This is a genomic window from Caballeronia concitans (genome assembly GCF_001544615.1).
GTDB classification, from domain to species: Bacteria; Pseudomonadota; Gammaproteobacteria; order Burkholderiales; family Burkholderiaceae; genus Caballeronia; species Caballeronia concitans.
On record NZ_FCNV02000018.1, the window covers coordinates 12,359 to 26,975 of the forward strand.

A 14,617-nucleotide genomic window follows, 5' to 3' on the forward strand; every position below is an offset into this window, starting at 1 on the left:
CGATGAATTCGATCGCTGTCTGCTTCGTCTGTCTCGGCAACATCTGCCGATCGCCCAGCGCGGAAGCCGTGATGCGCGATCTGGTCGTGAAGGCGAAACTGACGGACCGGATCATCATCGATTCGGCGGGCACCGGCGACTGGCATATCGGCCAACCGCCGGACGAACGTGCGCAGCGCGCGGCGAAAAAACGCGGCTACGACCTGTCGAACCTGCGTGGCCGGCAGGTCGCGGCGGACGACTTCGCGCGCTTCGATCTCTTCATCGTCATGGACGATGCGAATGCTTCGGCGCTTGCATCGGTATGTCCGCCTGAGCATCGCGACAAGATCCGGCTGTTGATGGAGTTCGCCACGATCGATGACAGTCGTGTGGTGGTCGATCCCTATTTTGGCGGCGACGAGGGCTTCGAGCGCGTGCTGGACCAGTGTGAGGACGCCTGCGCGGGCTTGTTAGACAGCCTGCGCGCGCAACTGGCGGCGTGAATCTGGCGGCGTCGCTTCGGCCGAAGGGGTTAAAGCGGGGCGCCAAATAAATCCGCTAAACCGCTACATATTTCGCCTCAGATACTTGACTAAAACTGTGGGCTATTTATACTTGACGAAAATCATCGAGTATTAGCGTTAGCCCCCAATTATGAGACTCACCACGAAAGGCCGTTTCGCCGTCACGGCGATGATCGACCTGGCGTTGCGCCAGGAGCAGGGCCCGGTGACGCTGGCAGGCATCAGTCAGCGCCAGCGCATCTCGCTTTCCTACCTCGAGCAGCTGTTCGGCAAGCTGCGTCGTCATGAGATCGTCGAATCGGTTCGCGGTCCGGGCGGCGGCTATAACCTTGCGCGCCGCGCGGAAAACGTCACGGTCGCCGACATCATCATCGCGGTCGACGAGCCCATCGACGCCACGCAGTGCGGCGGCAAGGGCACGTGCGAAGGCACGAAGCAGCACGACGGCCACTGCATGACGCACGAATTGTGGGCGACGCTCAATCAGAAGATGGTCGAGTACCTCGATTCCGTCTCGCTGAAGGACCTGGTCGATCAGCAGCGCGCCCGCGAAGGCTCGGCAGCGGTGCTGCGCGACCGGCGCGCCGAACCGGCGGGCGTCGAAGCCGCGCGTGTCGTGCCCAAGGGCCCGAATTCCATTTTCAATCTGGCCGGTTGACCTGCGCCGCCGCGAAGCCAGTCAGACGGCAGCGCGGCAGGCAGCGGCCTGGCAGACGATGTGACCGATTTTCCCGGAGCGACTGATGAATAACGATATTCCCCACCTGCCCATTTACATGGACTACAGCGCGACGACGCCGATCGATCCGCGCGTGGTGGACAAGATGATTCCGTATCTTCGCGAGCAGTTCGGCAATCCGGCCTCGCGCAGCCACCAGTACGGCTGGGATGCGGAGCGTGCGGTCGAGCAGGCGCGCGAGGACGTCGCGGCGCTCGTGAACGCGGATCCGCGCGAGATCATCTGGACCTCGGGTGCGACGGAGTCGGACAACCTCGCCATCAAGGGCGCGGCGCACTTCTACAAGAGCAAGGGCAAGCACATCATCACGGTGAAGACCGAGCACAAGGCCGTGCTCGACACCACGCGCGAGCTCGAGCGCGAAGGCTACGAAGTCACGTATCTGGATGTGAAGGACGACGGTCTCATCGATCTCGAAAAGTTCAAGGCAGCGATCCGCCCGGACACGATCCTTGTCTCGGTCATGCACGTGAACAACGAAATCGGCGTGATTCAGGACATCGAGGCGATCGGCGAGATTACGCGCGCGAAGGGCATCATTTTTCACGTCGATGCCGCGCAAGCCACCGGCAAGGTCGTCATCGACCTGCAGAAGCTGAAAGTCGATCTGATGTCGTTCTCGGCGCACAAGACGTACGGACCGAAGGGCATCGGCGCACTGTACGTGCGCCGCAAGCCGCGCGTGCGTATCGAAGCGCAGATGCACGGCGGCGGCCACGAGCGCGGCATGCGCTCGGGCACGCTCGCGACGCACCAGATTGTCGGCATGGGCGAGGCGTTCCGCATCGCGCGTGAAGAAATGGCTACCGAAAACGAGCGCATCCGCATGCTGCGCGACCGCTTGCTGAAGGGCCTGCAGGATATCGAAGAGGTGTACGTCAACGGCGACATGGAACGCCGCGTGCCGCACAACCTCAATATCAGCTTCAACTTCGTCGAAGGCGAATCGCTGATCATGGCGGTGAAGGATGTCGCGGTGTCGTCGGGTTCGGCGTGCACGTCGGCGTCGCTGGAGCCGTCGTATGTGCTGCGCGCGCTCGGCCGCAACGACGAACTGGCGCATAGCTCGATCCGCTTCACGGTGGGCCGCTTCACGACCGAGCAGGATGTCGATTACGTGATCAACCTGCTCAAGAACAAGATCGCGAAGCTGCGCGATCTATCGCCGCTCTGGGAAATGCACAAGGACGGCATCGACATCTCGACCATCCAGTGGGCTGCGCACTGAGCGACGCGCGTCATCGAATAAAGGAGAGTTTGAATCATGGCTTATAGCGACAAGGTTCTGGACCACTACGAAAACCCGCGCAACGTCGGTTCGTTCGCGAAGGACGACGACACCGTCGGCACCGGCATGGTCGGCGCGCCCGCTTGCGGCGACGTGATGAAGCTGCAGATCCGTGTCGGCGCGGACGGCGTGATCGAAGACGCGAAGTTCAAGACTTACGGCTGCGGTTCGGCGATCGCGTCGAGCTCGCTCGTCACCGAGTGGGTGAAGGGCAAGACGCTGGATCAGGCGCTGACGATCAAGAACACGCAGATCGCCGAAGAACTGGCGCTGCCGCCGGTGAAAATCCACTGCTCGATTCTCGCGGAAGACGCGATCAAGGCAGCGGTCGCCGACTACAAGCAGCGCCACGGCGCCGCCGCTCCGCAAGCGCACGACGCGCAGGCGAAGCAGCAGGCAGCGTAAGGGCGGGCGCGCGTGCGACAAGCACCGCGCGCACCCGGTTTTCGAAGCAAGGAAAGACCGCAGCGGCGCCGCATCGAATGAGGGCAACGCTGCGGGAAGCGGGATTTGAGCGCGCGAGACGCGAAGACGAGAGACGCGAAGACTATGGCAATCACGTTGACGGAGAAGGCGGCACAACACGTGCAGAAGTATCTGACGCGACGCGGCAAGGGCGTCGGTCTGCGGCTGGGCGTGCGTACGACGGGCTGTTCGGGTCTGGCCTACAAGCTCGAATATGTCGATGAACTCGCACCTGAAGATATGGTGTTCGAATCGGCCGGCGTGAAGGTCGTGATCGATCCGAAGAGCCTCGCCTATCTCGACGGCACCGAACTGGACTTCGCGCGCGAAGGGCTGAACGAGGGCTTTCGCTTCAATAATCCGAATGCGAAGGACGAATGCGGCTGCGGCGAATCGTTCCGCGTATGACGCGTGTGACGCCGGCGGTTTCGGCAAAAGAGGCGGCGCTGGCCGCCTTTTTCATTCGCGCATCTTGAATACACACACAACGTCATGGCCACGCTCACCGACAGCCACTTCGATCTCTTCGATCTGCCGCAGACTTTCGCCGTCGATCGCCAGAAACTCGACGACGCCTACCGCACCGTGCAGGCGCAGGTTCATCCCGACCGCTTCGCAGCGGCCGGCGACGCCCAGCGGCGGCTCGCGATGCAATGGGCGACGCGCGCGAACGAGGCGTATCAGACGCTGCGCGATCCGTTGAAGCGCGCGCGCTACATGCTGTCGCTGCGCGGCGTCGATGTCGGCGCGGAAAACAATACGGCGATGGAACCCGCCTTCCTGATGCAGCAGATGGAATGGCGCGAGAATATCGAGGATGCCGCTGCCGCGAAGAACGTCGGCGCGCTCGAAGCCTTGCTCGACGAACTGCGCGACGAAGAGCGCGTGCGTTTCACGAAGCTCGAAGCGCTGATCGACAGCCACGCGGATCAGGCGGCGAGCGAAGCGGTGCGCCAGTTGATGTTCATCGAGCGCATGGCGCATGAAATCGGCGCGCAGATCGAGCGGCTCGAACACTGACAAGAACGCGCCGGATACAACCCCATAAGACCAACGATGGCTTTACTGCAAATCTCAGAACCCGGCATGGCGCCCGCGCCGCACCAGCGGCGTGTGGCGGTCGGCATCGATCTCGGCACCACGAATTCGCTCGTGGCCGCCGTGCGCAACAGCGTGCCCGAAGCGCTGCCGGACGAGGACGGCCACGTGCTGCTGCCGTCCGTCGTGCGTTATCTGGAAAAGGGCGGCCGGCGCATCGGCAGGATCGCGAAGGAAGAAGCCGCCACTGATCCGCGCAACACGATCGTCTCCGTCAAGCGCTTCATGGGCCGCGGCAAGAGCGAAGTGGAGGGCGCCGAAAACGCGCCGTACGACTTCATCGACGCGCCCGGCATGGTGCAGATCCGTACCATCGACGGCGTGAAGAGCCCGGTCGAGGTATCGGCGGAAATTCTCGCGACGCTGCGTTATCGCGCGGAAGACACGCTCGGCGAGGATCTCGTCGGCGCGGTCATCACGGTGCCCGCTTATTTCGACGAAGCGCAGCGCCAGGCCACGAAGGACGCGGCTAAGCTCGCGGGACTCAACGTGCTGCGGCTCCTCAACGAACCGACGGCAGCCGCGATCGCCTATGGCCTCGACAATGGCGCCGAAGGCCTCTACGCGGTCTACGATCTCGGCGGCGGCACATTCGATCTGTCGATTCTCAAGCTCACGAAGGGCGTCTTCGAAGTGCTCGCGGCGGGCGGCGACTCCGCGCTCGGCGGCGACGACTTCGATCACGCGCTGTATCGCCATGTGATCGCGCAGGCGGGCGTTCAGTTGGACGCGCCGGAAGACGTGCGCCTCTTGCTCGATCGCGTGCGCGCGGCGAAGGAAGCGCTGTCGTCGGCGAACGAGGCGCGCGTGCAGGCGACGTTGTCGACAGGCGTGGCAATCGACGTCGCCGTGACCGAAGCGCAGTTCGCCGCGCTGACCGAAGCGCTCGTCGCGCGCACGCTCGGGCCGACGAAGAAGGCGCTGCGCGACGCGAAGGTGACGCCCGCCGAAATCAAGGGCGTCGTGCTGGTCGGTGGCGCGACGCGCATGCCGGTCATCCGCCGCGCGGTGGAAGCGTTCTTCGGCCAGCCGCCGCTCGTCAATCTCGATCCGGATCAGGTCGTCGCGCTCGGCGCAGCCGTTCAGGCCGATCTGCTCGCGGGCAACCGGCGCGGCGAAGGCGACGACTGGCTGCTGCTCGACGTGATTCCGCTGTCGCTTGGCGTCGAAACGATGGGCGGCCTCACCGAAAAAATCATCCCGCGCAATTCGACGATCCCGACTGCCCGCGCGCAGGAATTCACCACGTTCAAGGACGGCCAGACGGCCATGGCGATCCACGTCGTGCAGGGCGAGCGCGAGCTCGTCTCCGACTGCCGGTCGCTCGCGCGCTTCGAGCTGCGCGGCATTCCGCCGATGGCGGCGGGCGCGGCGCGCATCCGCGTCACGTATCAGGTCGACGCGGACGGTCTGCTGTCGGTCTTCGCGCGTGAGCAGTTGTCGGGCGTGGAGGCGTCGGTGGTGGTGAAGCCGTCGTACGGTCTCGCCGATGACGACGTCGCCCGGATGCTCGAAGAGAGCTTCAAGACGGCCGAAATCGACATGCGCGCCCGCGCGCTGCGGGAAGCGCAGGTCGAAGCCGAGCGTCTCGTCGAAGCGACGCACGCCGCGCTCGAAAGCGACGGCGAGTTGCTCGACGACGCCGAACGCGCGCAGATCGACACGCTCACCGCCGAACTCGCGACGCTCGCGAAGGGCGAATCGACGCAGCAGATCGAGGATGCCACGAAGGCGCTTTCGGCCGCCACCGACGAATTCGCCGCGCGCCGCATGAACAAGAGCATTCGCCGCGCGCTCGCGGGCCGCAAGCTCGACGACGTCTGATTTCACTCAAGCATTCACGGAAAACCATGCCTCAAATCGTTGTGCTGCCTCATGTCGAACTGTGCCCGGACGGCGCCGTGATCGACGCCGATGTCGGCAAGAGCATCTGCGACAACCTGCTGGAACACGGCATCGAAATCGAGCACGCGTGCGAGAAGTCGTGCGCGTGCACGACCTGCCACGTCATCATCCGCGAGGGTTTCAACGCGCTGGAACCGTCCGGCGAAGACGAAGACGACCTGCTCGACAAAGCGTGGGGCCTGGAACCGACATCGCGGTTATCATGTCAGGCAATGATGCCGGCCGAGGAAGATCTCGTGGTCGAGATTCCCCGGTACTCCATCAATCACGCCAAGGAAAATCACTGACAGGAGGCTCGCCCATGAAGTGGACGGATACGCAGGAGATCGCGATGGCGCTCACCGACGCGCATCAGGATGTCGATCCTCAATATGTGCGTTTCACGGATCTGCATCGCTGGGTGACGGAACTCGACGGTTTCGACGACGATCCGCAAAAGTCCAACGAAAAGATTCTTGAAGCGATTCAGGCGGCGTGGATCGAAGACGCGGATTATTGAATCGACCGTAGCATGGGTTTATGGAAACGGCGGCGCTCGCGAGAGGCCGCCGTTTTTCGTTGGCGCAGGTGTTTCATCGCGGCCGATCAGCCGACACGCCGGCCCGAATCGTCAAACCCGCATTCCACGGTCCGCAAGCTGCCGCTGCAACGTCGGCCACATCTTCGCGACCGCTTCCTCGCCCGCCAGAATCGCCGCGTTGCGCTGGCTGAAGTCGCTGCTGCTCATCGCGTTGAGGTTCGGGCGAATGACGGCGTCGGCGTATTTGTCGAGTTCGTAGGCCTTGATCGACTGGCCCATGATCGTGAACGTCTGCATGAGCACGTCGAACGAACTCTGCGTGAGCGCGGTCTCGGGCCGCGCGGAAATATCGACGGCAATCACGAAATCCGCGCCCATCTTGTGCGCGAACGCAGCCGGCACCGGACTGACGAGTCCGCCATCGACGTACTCGTGATCGCCGATCTTCACCGGCTCGAAAATCGACGGCACGCTGCACGACGCCCGCACCGCGATGCCGGTGTTGCCGCGCTGGAAGAGAATCGGCTGGCCGCTCCGGAGATCCGTGGCGACGATGCCGAGCGGCTTCGTCATTTTCTCGATCGGCCGGTTGTCGAGCGTCTTGTTCAGGTAGTTCTGCAGCGCGACGCCTTGCAGAATGCCGCGCGTGCGAAAGGGCATCGCCCAGTCGCTGATCGACGCTTCGTCCATCGTGAGCGCGAGCTTGTTGATGGCGATGCCGTTCATCCCCGATGCATACAGCGCCGCGATCACCGAACCCGCGCTCGTGCCCGCGACGAGATCGACGCGCACGTTGCGCGCCTCCAGCGCCTTGATGACGCCGATATGCGCGAACCCGCGCGCCGCGCCGCCGCCGAGCGCAAGCCCGATGCGCGCCGGCCGTTCGGCCCCGGCGTTCGGCGCAGGCGTGGCCGCGACGGGCGCGCCGCCACCGCTCGTGGTCGTGCAGGCGGCAAGAACGGACGATGCCGCCGCGAGCGAAAACGCGCGGCGGGAAAGACGAGGTGATGACTTCAAGGCGAACTCCAGCGATCCGGCGAGTGCGCAACAAAGCGCCTGAGCAGGCGGCTTCGAGCACGATGTAGAACGGCGCGCACATCATAAAACAAAAGCCGCGCGGGGCGGCCCGGCGCCGTCGGCGAGTATAATTTCGACTCATTTCAAGCCGGCGCGCGCCGCGTGCGCACGATGTTTCCGCCAGGCAATCCCTTTTGTGCAAAGAGCCATCGGGCGCTCGACACCTGCTCCGCAAACAAACACGCCGGAGGGCGTGGCGGCGTGACGAGCGCCAACCATCGAGCACTTCGAGAACACAGCAATGACCCAAGTCCGTACACGCTTCGCCCCGAGCCCGACCGGCTTCATCCATCTCGGCAACATCCGCTCCGCGCTCTATCCGTGGGCGTTCGCGCGCAAGATGAAGGGCACCTTCGTGCTGCGCATCGAAGATACGGATGTGGAGCGCTCCACGGAAGCATCGGTCGACGCGATCCTCGAAGGCATGGCGTGGCTCGGCCTCGATTTCGATGAAGGCCCGTTCTATCAGATGCAGCGCATGGACCGGTATCGTGAGGTCGTCGCGCAAATGCTGGAAAGCGGGCTCGCGTACCACTGCTACATGTCGACGGAGGAGCTCGACGCATTGCGCGAGCGTCAGCGCGCAGCGGGCGAGAAGCCGCGCTACGACGGCACGTGGCGCCCGGAACCGGGCAAGGTGCTGCCGCCGATTCCGGAAGGCGTGAAGCCGGTGGTGCGCTTTCGCAATCCGCTCTCGGGCGTCGTCGCGTGGGACGACGCGGTGAAAGGGCGCATCGAAATCTCGAACGAAGAACTCGACGATCTCGTGATCGCGCGTCCCGACGGCACGCCGACGTATAACTTCTGCGTGGTCGTCGACGATCTCGACATGAAGATCACGCACGTCATTCGCGGCGACGATCACGTGAACAACACGCCGCGCCAGATCAACATCCTGCGTGCGCTGGGCGGCGAACCGCCGGTGTACGCGCATCTGCCGACCGTGCTGAACGAGCAGGGCGAGAAGATGAGCAAGCGCCACGGCGCGATGAGCGTCGTGGGTTATCGCGATGAGGGTTATCTGCCCGAAGCGGTCGTGAATTATCTCGCGCGGCTCGGCTGGTCGCACGGCGATGCGGAGATATTCTCGCGCGAGCAGTTCGTCGAATGGTTCGATCTGGAGCACCTCGGCAAGTCGCCCGCGCAGTACGACCACAGCAAGCTCAACTGGCTCAACGCGCACTACATCAAGGAAGCGGACAACGGTCGCCTCGCCGGGCTTGCGAAGCCGTTCCTGGTCGCGGCGGGCATCGATGCCGCGGCCATCGAAGGCGGCGCGCCGCTCGATCAGGTCGTCGCGTTGCTGAAGGATCGCGCATCGACGGTGAAGGAAATCGCCGATAACGCCGCGATGTTCTATCGCGAGCCGACGATCGAACCGGACGCCTACGCGCAGCATGTGACCGATGCGGTGCGCCCGGCAATCGCGGACTTGCGCGCGGCGCTCGAACAGGCTGAATGGACGAAGGACGCGATCTCGGCCGCGCTGAAATCGACGCTGGCGGCGCACAAGCTCAAGATGCCGCAACTGGCGATGCCGGTGCGCCTGCTCGTCGCGGGCACGACGCATACGCCGTCCATCGATACCGTGTTGATGCTGTTCGGCCGCGAGACAGTGCTGCGCCGGTTGGAAAAAGCGGCAGGCTGAAGGAACGGCGCGCGATGGGCGTGAATCGTCCGTTGCGCGCGAATCGGGCGGCTAAGGCAAAAAAATTTCGATTCAGGCTTCAAAAGGTATTTACAAGTTCGAAAACGGCCTATAGAATCTCGTTTCTGTTCTGCAAGGGGGTATAGCTCAGCTGGGAGAGCGCTTGCATGGCATGCAAGAGGTCAGCGGTTCGATCCCGCTTACCTCCACCAAAGAACGGATGAAGGTGATTGCGAAGGTTGTTTTCCGAAGTCGGAAGTCGCAAAAAATACTTCACAAGATACGCGAAGTTGTTTAGAATCTCGGTCTTCGTTGATTTCAAGCAGCAAACTGAATTAACGAACACGTAGTAAGACAGATACACAAGTTTCTGTCCCCTTCGTCTAGAGGCCTAGGACATCACCCTTTCACGGTGAGTACAGGGGTTCGAATCCCCTAGGGGACGCCAGAACATCGGCGGCTGCTAGTTAAAGCGCTGCAGGTTTCGCGAGGTGCCGCACCTTGCGAAGCGATAAAAAAGTTGGAGCGGTAGTTCAGTTGGTTAGAATACCGGCCTGTCACGCCGGGGGTCGCGGGTTCGAGTCCCGTCCGCTCCGCCAACACTTTGCGAGCAGGAGTACTCCGGCTGATCAGCCGGTTTTTTTTCGCCGCAGGGTTGCAAGAAGTTTGTTGTCCCCTTCGTCTAGAGGCCTAGGACATCACCCTTTCACGGTGAGTACAGGGGTTCGAATCCCCTAGGGGACGCCAGAACATCGGCGGCTGCTAGTGAAGCGCTGCACGTTCCGCGAGGTTCATGATCCTCGCAGACGCGATGAAAGAGTTGGAGCGGTAGTTCAGTTGGTTAGAATACCGGCCTGTCACGCCGGGGGTCGCGGGTTCGAGTCCCGTCCGCTCCGCCAACTCAGTCAAGGAAAATCCAGCCTCCGGGCTGGATTTTTTTTCGTCCATCGTTTCCTGCGCCGTCCAGTTTTTCCGATGCGGGGCACACCGGAACGTGCGTATCGCATTTTTGATTGCCAGCACGCTCACGCTGTCATAGTGTTGAGGCACTGTCCCGTGCCTGCATGCGTGCGATGCTCGACCCGACCGAAGACCTGTCCCTTTATCAACTCCGTCAGGCGACGATGGCGGATTTCGCCTTCGCCGAAGCGCTCACGCACGACAACATGGGCGGCTACTATCGGCGGCACAACCTCGTCTGGCGCGGCGACCTGTTTCTGTCGAGCTGGCGGGAATCCGAGAATTTCATCCTTCAGGCGGACGGCGTGCCGATCGGCATGATGCGCGTCACCGAGGAGAACCATTCGCTTCACATCCGCGATGTGCAGATCGCGCAGGGCTTCCGCGGTCGCGGCGCCGGCACGTTTCTGCTCAACACCGCGCATCGCTGGGCGCGCGCACGCGGGCTCACGGAATGCCAGCTGCGCGTATTCGTCGATAATCCGGCCGCCCGGCTTTACACGCGCATGGGCTATCGTCCGGCGGGGCCGCGGCTCGCGCAGCTCGGCGCGATCCGGCACATGGTTCGGCGCGTCTGACGTCGCTATCAAAGCCTTTCACACGCTGTCGCCGTGGCGTTCATCGCTGGAATCGCGCGCGAAGAAAGCGCGAGGACTTTCGCCGAAGGCGCGGCGGAACATCGCCGAAAACGCGCTCTGACTCTGGTATCCCAATTCTCGCGCGACTTGCGCGAGCGGCCGGCCCTGGCTCAGCAGCGGAATCGCGCGCGCGAGCACGGCCTGCTGACGCCATTGCGAAAAGCTCACGCCCAGTTCGCGCCTGAAAAGCCGCGCGATGGTTCGCGTGCTTGCGCCCGCTTCCGACGACCAGCGCTCCAGATCGGAATTCGACGGATCCGCGAGCACCGCGTCGCACAGCGCGCGCAGGCGCTTTTCATTGGGCATCGGCACGGAGAGCGGCAGGGGCTGCGAGCGCATGATTTCGTCGAGCGCGAGCGTGCCGAGGAGCCGCTCGCGCTGACGCGTGATCGGTCGGTCATCGAGCGCGGCGATCACTTCCCGCAGCAAAGGCGAAACCTCGACGACGCGGCACGCGTCGAGCCCGGCCGGGATGACGCTCGCATCGACGTAGAGCGTGCGGAGATAGGCGTCCTCGACGATCACGACTTCGTGCGTGACATTGGGCGGCACCCAAATGGCGCGGGAGGGCGGCACCATCCAGGTGGAATCGGCGGTTGCGACGCGCAGCACGCCCCGCGACGTATAAGCCACCTGCGCCCACGGATGCGTATGCAGTGCGATGCGCACGCCATACGGCACGGGCCGCGAGCGAACGCGGATCGGATGATCGAGCGTCGGCGAATGCTCGACGGGAATATCGAGATGTTCGACTTCTTCGTTCAACGGCCGTGTATCCGCGAATGTAGGCATGTTGGTTATTGCGCGTGAACGTGGTGCGTGGCGGCGCGCGCCAATCGAAGCCGCTTGCGCTTTTTGAGCGGCGATAATGCCCAATCAATCAGCGACCGACAAAGGAGCGGCTTCTTCGATGCAATACGTTTTTGTGTACGGCACGCTGCGCGCGGGCGAAGTGAACGATATCAACGTCGCGGCGCAGCGTCATGGAATCACGGCGCCGATCAGAATTGGCGCGGCGCACGTGTACGGACGCCTGTACGATTTTGGCTCATATCCGGGACTCGTGCTGGACCACACCGGCGCGCCGATTCATGGCGACGTTTATCGAATCGAAGACACGCTCGTGCCCGTGCTGGATGAGATCGAAGACGTCTATCCCGGCGTGGAGGGGCTATTTCGCGCGCATCGGCTGCACGTTGAGGTGGAACTCGAGGGCACGGCGACGCATCTCGATTGCCTTATTTATCCGGTGACAGCGGCGGCGGTGCAGGGGTTGCCGCGCATCGAGGGTGGCGACTGGGTCGCGTATCGGACGGCGCGCGGTTGAAGCGCGGGGGAAGAAAGTAAAAGCTCGCCCACGCCGTCATCGCGACGCGTGAGGCATCGCGATGACGGCGCAGCCCGACCGGTCGGTGCCGGCCAGAAACAGCGGGGCGCTTACTCTGCGTGCTGCTTCGACTTGCCGTGCGACTTCTTGTGATGGCCCGACTTGCCCGACATCGAGTGATCCATCGGCATGTCTTGCATGCTCGACTGACGCGATTGCAGAGCCTGTGCGCGCGATTCGACGTCCGCGATCGTTGCGGGATCGGTACTCATCCGCACGCCTTGTTCGCTTTGCGCGTAAGCCGACGCCACCGCGCTAAGGGACAACAGAACAGCCAGGGACACTTTCTTCATTGTTACCTCCTAATAGCAGTTGAACCCGGGAATCGCCTGCCGATCCGGTTGGAAAGACGCATAAGTCAGAGCAAAAAGCGCTCCTGCCTGGACCGGCACGCGCTCGCGCGTCGATGACCGCAGGGCGAGCCGGACTGGCGCGGATCCGGGCAAGACAATCGTAATCCCGGAATGGTCCGTGCGGTATGGGCAGGCCATTCCGTCCGGCCCTGCGGCCGGAGCGAAATCATACCGGCGCGCTACAGTACTTTCCAGTCCTGATTATTTTGATATGGCGCACTCAATAAAGATGTAGCCATCGATACACATAAAACCGCGCCAGCCCGACGAGTTCATGCAGCGACAGTTCGCTGTTTTCATAGCTCCGAAAACGCGGGATGAGTGTGAGACGGGAGCGCCGCACGTCGGAGACATAGGGCTGCGGCTCGTACCCGAACGCCTCGAAAGCGCGGACAGAACGCCGCATGTGGTACGCGGACGTGACGAGAATCAAAGTACTGTCATGCGCGTTCCCTAATATACCGGCTACGTTTTGAGCGTTCTCGTATGTATTCAGGCTTTTGTTTTCTCGCGTCAGATCCGTCGACGGAACGCCGCGCGCCAGCACGTAAGGAGCGTAGTTATCGGCTTCTGCTTGCCCGTGGTCCTGCGGATCGCCGCCGCTCACGATCACGCGGCACGATGCGCCCGTTTCTCGGCACTGGCGATATACCTTCGCCGCCGCCTCGATGCGCGGCATCGATGCGCGCTTCGGAACCAGTCCGGAGTCCGTGCGCGACGTGCCGCCGCCCATCAGCACGATCGTCGTTTTCGGTGCGAAAGAGGGCGGAATCGTCTGTTCATAACCGTACTGAGCGAGCGAGAAAAGCGGCCTCGCGAACCACCCCGTGCCGAAACCCCAGGCGAGCAGCAAGGTCAGGATGGCGATCTGCGTGCGCCGTTTCTTCCATAGCGCGAATAATGCGAAAAAAAGCAGCAATAAAGTAAATAGAACCAATTTGATTGGGGTAACGTATTGGTTTCAGGACAATTCGCTCCGTCATCGCGTGATTAGAAGCGCATCGGCGGGGGTGCAGAAGGCGCGTGATCAGCGCGCGCTCAACGGGGGTTTTTAAGAGAAAGCAGCACCTAACGCAAGCGGCGGCCAAACATTCAGGCTGCGAACGGTGGTCTCGCTCGTCAGCGCGAAATTCGGCGCGCCGCGTTTAGTCGACGTCGCGGGCCGTCTTGCGACCGTCACGAGCGTCGTCATGGCTGCATAGGAAGAAAGAACGAGATGACCACGTATTCCAACGAAGCCGTACTCGAAGGACTTCGGCGAGCGCAGTATCGTCAAGTTCCGTGGGCGAAACGCCCCAATGTTTTCGACCGTCTCCGCGCCCTCGGGCTGCTCGAACTGGCGCGGCAGCGTACCGTCGCGCCGGCGCCCGGGTTCCATGCGCCGGTCGACATCGCCGTCGTCACCGAACGGGGAAAACAGGAGTTCTCGCGCCTGTCGCGGGACGAGCGCTCGATCGACTGGGACTTGCGCCGCGCCGAACCGTACACCTTCGGCGGTCACGAAGCGATGCTCGAAGCGAGAATCTAGCGCACGACGGAACGGGCGGAACGAGCCCTTCGGGGCAGCATGCCGATCGGCGGACGGGCCGAGGGTGGATCGTCGTCATCGGATGAAGTGCGCTGACGGGCGAAAAAAAGCCCGTATCCAAGGATACGGGCAGACCGGTTATCACTGCTGCCACGCTGTGCTCATGGCATCTGATGTGACTTGCGGCGGCTCGCTGGGTTCCGCGCGTCGATGACCGCGAGCGCCTTTGACGGTTTCAATGCTGCGGCGAGCGTTCTTCGCGTTCGTTGTCCGGCCGAGCGCGGACGTTGCTCGCAATGTCGCCGCGCAAGTCGCCGCGTGGGGCAGGCGGTGTCGAAGCCGCTGCACGTGAGACTTCACGCTGCGCGGATGCCGTAGCGCGCGTGCTCAAACGCAGATCGGACGATGCGGGCGGCGGCTGCGCCTGGCCGGCTGCCGCTACGCCGGCGAGCGCGATGAACGCGCCTCGGACGAGCAGAGTCGATGCCTTCATGTGAGTGTCCTC

General features: G+C 63.0%; 18 protein-coding genes and 5 tRNA genes. 18 read left to right on the forward strand and 5 right to left on the reverse strand.

The window, feature by feature from the left end; genetic code table 11:
• Positions 1 to 2: 2 nt before the first annotated feature.
• The 9 genes from AWB72_RS26260 (at position 3) to iscX (ending at position 6,500) form a co-directional block, all read left to right on the forward strand.
• Entirely contained in the window at positions 3 to 485 is a 483-nt protein-coding gene (locus tag AWB72_RS26260) for a low molecular weight protein-tyrosine-phosphatase (protein WP_040050919.1), read from the forward strand.
• Positions 486 to 636: 151 nt separating this feature from the next.
• Positions 637 to 1,164, forward strand: a complete 528-nt coding sequence (gene iscR, locus AWB72_RS26265) for a Fe-S cluster assembly transcriptional regulator IscR (protein ID WP_040050918.1) — start codon at positions 637 to 639, stop codon at positions 1,162 to 1,164.
• 85 nt (positions 1,165 to 1,249) lie between these two features.
• A complete protein-coding gene (locus AWB72_RS26270; protein WP_040050917.1) occupies positions 1,250 to 2,473 on the forward strand; it encodes an IscS subfamily cysteine desulfurase in 1,224 nt (407 codons plus the stop codon).
• A gap of 36 nt (positions 2,474 to 2,509) precedes the next feature.
• Complete coding sequence (gene iscU, locus AWB72_RS26275) at positions 2,510 to 2,938, forward strand: Fe-S cluster assembly scaffold IscU (RefSeq protein WP_040050916.1); 429 nt, start codon at positions 2,510 to 2,512, stop codon at positions 2,936 to 2,938.
• Positions 2,939 to 3,082: 144 nt separating this feature from the next.
• Complete coding sequence (gene iscA, locus AWB72_RS26280; protein WP_040050933.1) at positions 3,083 to 3,406, forward strand: iron-sulfur cluster assembly protein IscA; 324 nt, start codon at positions 3,083 to 3,085, stop codon at positions 3,404 to 3,406.
• 84 nt (positions 3,407 to 3,490) lie between these two features.
• Positions 3,491 to 4,018, forward strand: coding sequence for a Fe-S protein assembly co-chaperone HscB (gene hscB, locus AWB72_RS26285; protein ID WP_040050915.1), 528 nt, complete (start codon positions 3,491 to 3,493; stop codon positions 4,016 to 4,018).
• 36 nt (positions 4,019 to 4,054) lie between these two features.
• A complete protein-coding gene (gene hscA, locus AWB72_RS26290; protein ID WP_040050914.1) occupies positions 4,055 to 5,920 on the forward strand; it encodes a Fe-S protein assembly chaperone HscA in 1,866 nt (621 codons plus the stop codon).
• Positions 5,921 to 5,946: 26 nt separating this feature from the next.
• On the forward strand, positions 5,947 to 6,288 hold the full coding sequence (gene fdx / locus AWB72_RS26295) for an ISC system 2Fe-2S type ferredoxin (protein WP_040050913.1): 342 nt from the start codon (positions 5,947 to 5,949) through the stop codon (positions 6,286 to 6,288).
• Positions 6,289 to 6,302: 14 nt separating this feature from the next.
• On the forward strand, positions 6,303 to 6,500 hold the full coding sequence (gene iscX / locus AWB72_RS26300) for a Fe-S cluster assembly protein IscX (protein WP_035969227.1): 198 nt from the start codon (positions 6,303 to 6,305) through the stop codon (positions 6,498 to 6,500).
• Between the two features lie 111 nt (positions 6,501 to 6,611).
• Here the strand turns inward: iscX and AWB72_RS26305 are convergent, their stop codons facing one another.
• Positions 6,612 to 7,538, reverse strand: coding sequence for a patatin-like phospholipase family protein (locus AWB72_RS26305; protein WP_052449925.1), 927 nt, complete (start codon positions 7,536 to 7,538; stop codon positions 6,612 to 6,614).
• Positions 7,539 to 7,839: 301 nt separating this feature from the next.
• Between AWB72_RS26305 and gltX the strand changes: the two genes are divergently transcribed.
• The 7 genes from gltX to AWB72_RS26340 all read left to right on the forward strand — a co-directional run bounded on the left by gltX (position 7,840) and on the right by AWB72_RS26340 (position 10,784).
• A complete protein-coding gene (gene gltX / locus AWB72_RS26310) occupies positions 7,840 to 9,246 on the forward strand; it encodes a glutamate--tRNA ligase (RefSeq protein WP_040050911.1) in 1,407 nt (468 codons plus the stop codon).
• A gap of 136 nt (positions 9,247 to 9,382) precedes the next feature.
• Positions 9,383 to 9,458 (forward strand) — tRNA-Ala (locus AWB72_RS26315).
• A gap of 160 nt (positions 9,459 to 9,618) precedes the next feature.
• Positions 9,619 to 9,694 (forward strand) — tRNA-Glu (locus AWB72_RS26320).
• Positions 9,695 to 9,768: 74 nt separating this feature from the next.
• Positions 9,769 to 9,845, forward strand: a tRNA-Asp gene (locus tag AWB72_RS26325).
• 72 nt (positions 9,846 to 9,917) lie between these two features.
• Positions 9,918 to 9,993, forward strand: a tRNA-Glu gene (locus AWB72_RS26330).
• A 75-nt stretch (positions 9,994 to 10,068) separates the two neighbouring features.
• A tRNA-Asp gene (locus AWB72_RS26335) sits at positions 10,069 to 10,145 on the forward strand.
• 174 nt (positions 10,146 to 10,319) lie between these two features.
• Positions 10,320 to 10,784, forward strand: coding sequence for a GNAT family N-acetyltransferase (locus tag AWB72_RS26340; RefSeq protein ID WP_040050932.1), 465 nt, complete (start codon positions 10,320 to 10,322; stop codon positions 10,782 to 10,784).
• 18 nt (positions 10,785 to 10,802) lie between these two features.
• On the opposite strand, the gene AWB72_RS26345 is transcribed toward AWB72_RS26340, so the two are convergent.
• Complete coding sequence (locus tag AWB72_RS26345; RefSeq protein WP_167550981.1) at positions 10,803 to 11,636, reverse strand: AraC family transcriptional regulator; 834 nt, start codon at positions 11,634 to 11,636, stop codon at positions 10,803 to 10,805.
• Between the two features lie 118 nt (positions 11,637 to 11,754).
• Between AWB72_RS26345 and AWB72_RS26350 the strand changes: the two genes are divergently transcribed.
• On the forward strand, positions 11,755 to 12,171 hold the full coding sequence (locus tag AWB72_RS26350) for a gamma-glutamylcyclotransferase family protein (protein WP_040050910.1): 417 nt from the start codon (positions 11,755 to 11,757) through the stop codon (positions 12,169 to 12,171).
• Between the two features lie 110 nt (positions 12,172 to 12,281).
• On the opposite strand, the gene AWB72_RS26355 is transcribed toward AWB72_RS26350, so the two are convergent.
• Both AWB72_RS26355 and AWB72_RS26360 read right to left on the reverse strand, forming a co-directional pair.
• Positions 12,282 to 12,524 (reverse strand): hypothetical protein, encoded by a 243-nt coding sequence (locus tag AWB72_RS26355; protein ID WP_040050909.1) that lies wholly within the window; start codon positions 12,522 to 12,524, stop codon positions 12,282 to 12,284.
• Between the two features lie 280 nt (positions 12,525 to 12,804).
• Positions 12,805 to 13,317 carry a YdcF family protein gene (locus AWB72_RS26360; protein ID WP_244285762.1) on the reverse strand — a complete coding sequence of 171 codons (513 nt, stop codon included), beginning with the start codon at positions 13,315 to 13,317 and terminating at the stop codon, positions 12,805 to 12,807.
• Between the two features lie 483 nt (positions 13,318 to 13,800).
• On the opposite strand from AWB72_RS26360, the gene AWB72_RS26365 reads away from it, so the two are divergent.
• Positions 13,801 to 14,112 carry a hypothetical protein gene (locus tag AWB72_RS26365; protein WP_040050907.1) on the forward strand — a complete coding sequence of 104 codons (312 nt, stop codon included), beginning with the start codon at positions 13,801 to 13,803 and terminating at the stop codon, positions 14,110 to 14,112.
• A gap of 235 nt (positions 14,113 to 14,347) precedes the next feature.
• Here AWB72_RS26365 and AWB72_RS26370 read toward each other — a convergent pair whose 3' ends face one another.
• A complete protein-coding gene (locus AWB72_RS26370) occupies positions 14,348 to 14,605 on the reverse strand; it encodes a hypothetical protein (protein WP_040050906.1) in 258 nt (85 codons plus the stop codon).
• Positions 14,606 to 14,617 lie beyond the last annotated feature (12 nt).

Coding starts and splice junctions, on each gene's coding strand:
- AWB72_RS26260 (WP_040050919.1), top strand. CDS start 3: ATGAATTCGATCGCTGTCTGCTTCGTCTGTCTCGGCAACATCTGCCGA.
- iscR (WP_040050918.1), top strand. CDS start 637: ATGAGACTCACCACGAAAGGCCGTTTCGCCGTCACGGCGATGATCGAC.
- AWB72_RS26270 (WP_040050917.1), top strand. CDS start 1,250: ATGAATAACGATATTCCCCACCTGCCCATTTACATGGACTACAGCGCG.
- iscU (WP_040050916.1), top strand. CDS start 2,510: ATGGCTTATAGCGACAAGGTTCTGGACCACTACGAAAACCCGCGCAAC.
- iscA (WP_040050933.1), top strand. CDS start 3,083: ATGGCAATCACGTTGACGGAGAAGGCGGCACAACACGTGCAGAAGTAT.
- hscB (WP_040050915.1), top strand. CDS start 3,491: ATGGCCACGCTCACCGACAGCCACTTCGATCTCTTCGATCTGCCGCAG.
- hscA (WP_040050914.1), top strand. CDS start 4,055: ATGGCTTTACTGCAAATCTCAGAACCCGGCATGGCGCCCGCGCCGCAC.
- fdx (WP_040050913.1), top strand. CDS start 5,947: ATGCCTCAAATCGTTGTGCTGCCTCATGTCGAACTGTGCCCGGACGGC.
- iscX (WP_035969227.1), top strand. CDS start 6,303: ATGAAGTGGACGGATACGCAGGAGATCGCGATGGCGCTCACCGACGCG.
- gltX (WP_040050911.1), top strand. CDS start 7,840: ATGACCCAAGTCCGTACACGCTTCGCCCCGAGCCCGACCGGCTTCATC.
- AWB72_RS26340 (WP_040050932.1), top strand. CDS start 10,320: ATGCTCGACCCGACCGAAGACCTGTCCCTTTATCAACTCCGTCAGGCG.
- AWB72_RS26345 (WP_167550981.1), bottom strand. CDS start 11,636: ATGCCTACATTCGCGGATACACGGCCGTTGAACGAAGAAGTCGAACAT.
- AWB72_RS26350 (WP_040050910.1), top strand. CDS start 11,755: ATGCAATACGTTTTTGTGTACGGCACGCTGCGCGCGGGCGAAGTGAAC.
- AWB72_RS26355 (WP_040050909.1), bottom strand. CDS start 12,524: ATGAAGAAAGTGTCCCTGGCTGTTCTGTTGTCCCTTAGCGCGGTGGCG.
- AWB72_RS26360 (WP_244285762.1), bottom strand. CDS start 13,317: ATGGGCGGCGGCACGTCGCGCACGGACTCCGGACTGGTTCCGAAGCGC.
- AWB72_RS26365 (WP_040050907.1), top strand. CDS start 13,801: ATGACCACGTATTCCAACGAAGCCGTACTCGAAGGACTTCGGCGAGCG.
- AWB72_RS26370 (WP_040050906.1), bottom strand. CDS start 14,605: ATGAAGGCATCGACTCTGCTCGTCCGAGGCGCGTTCATCGCGCTCGCC.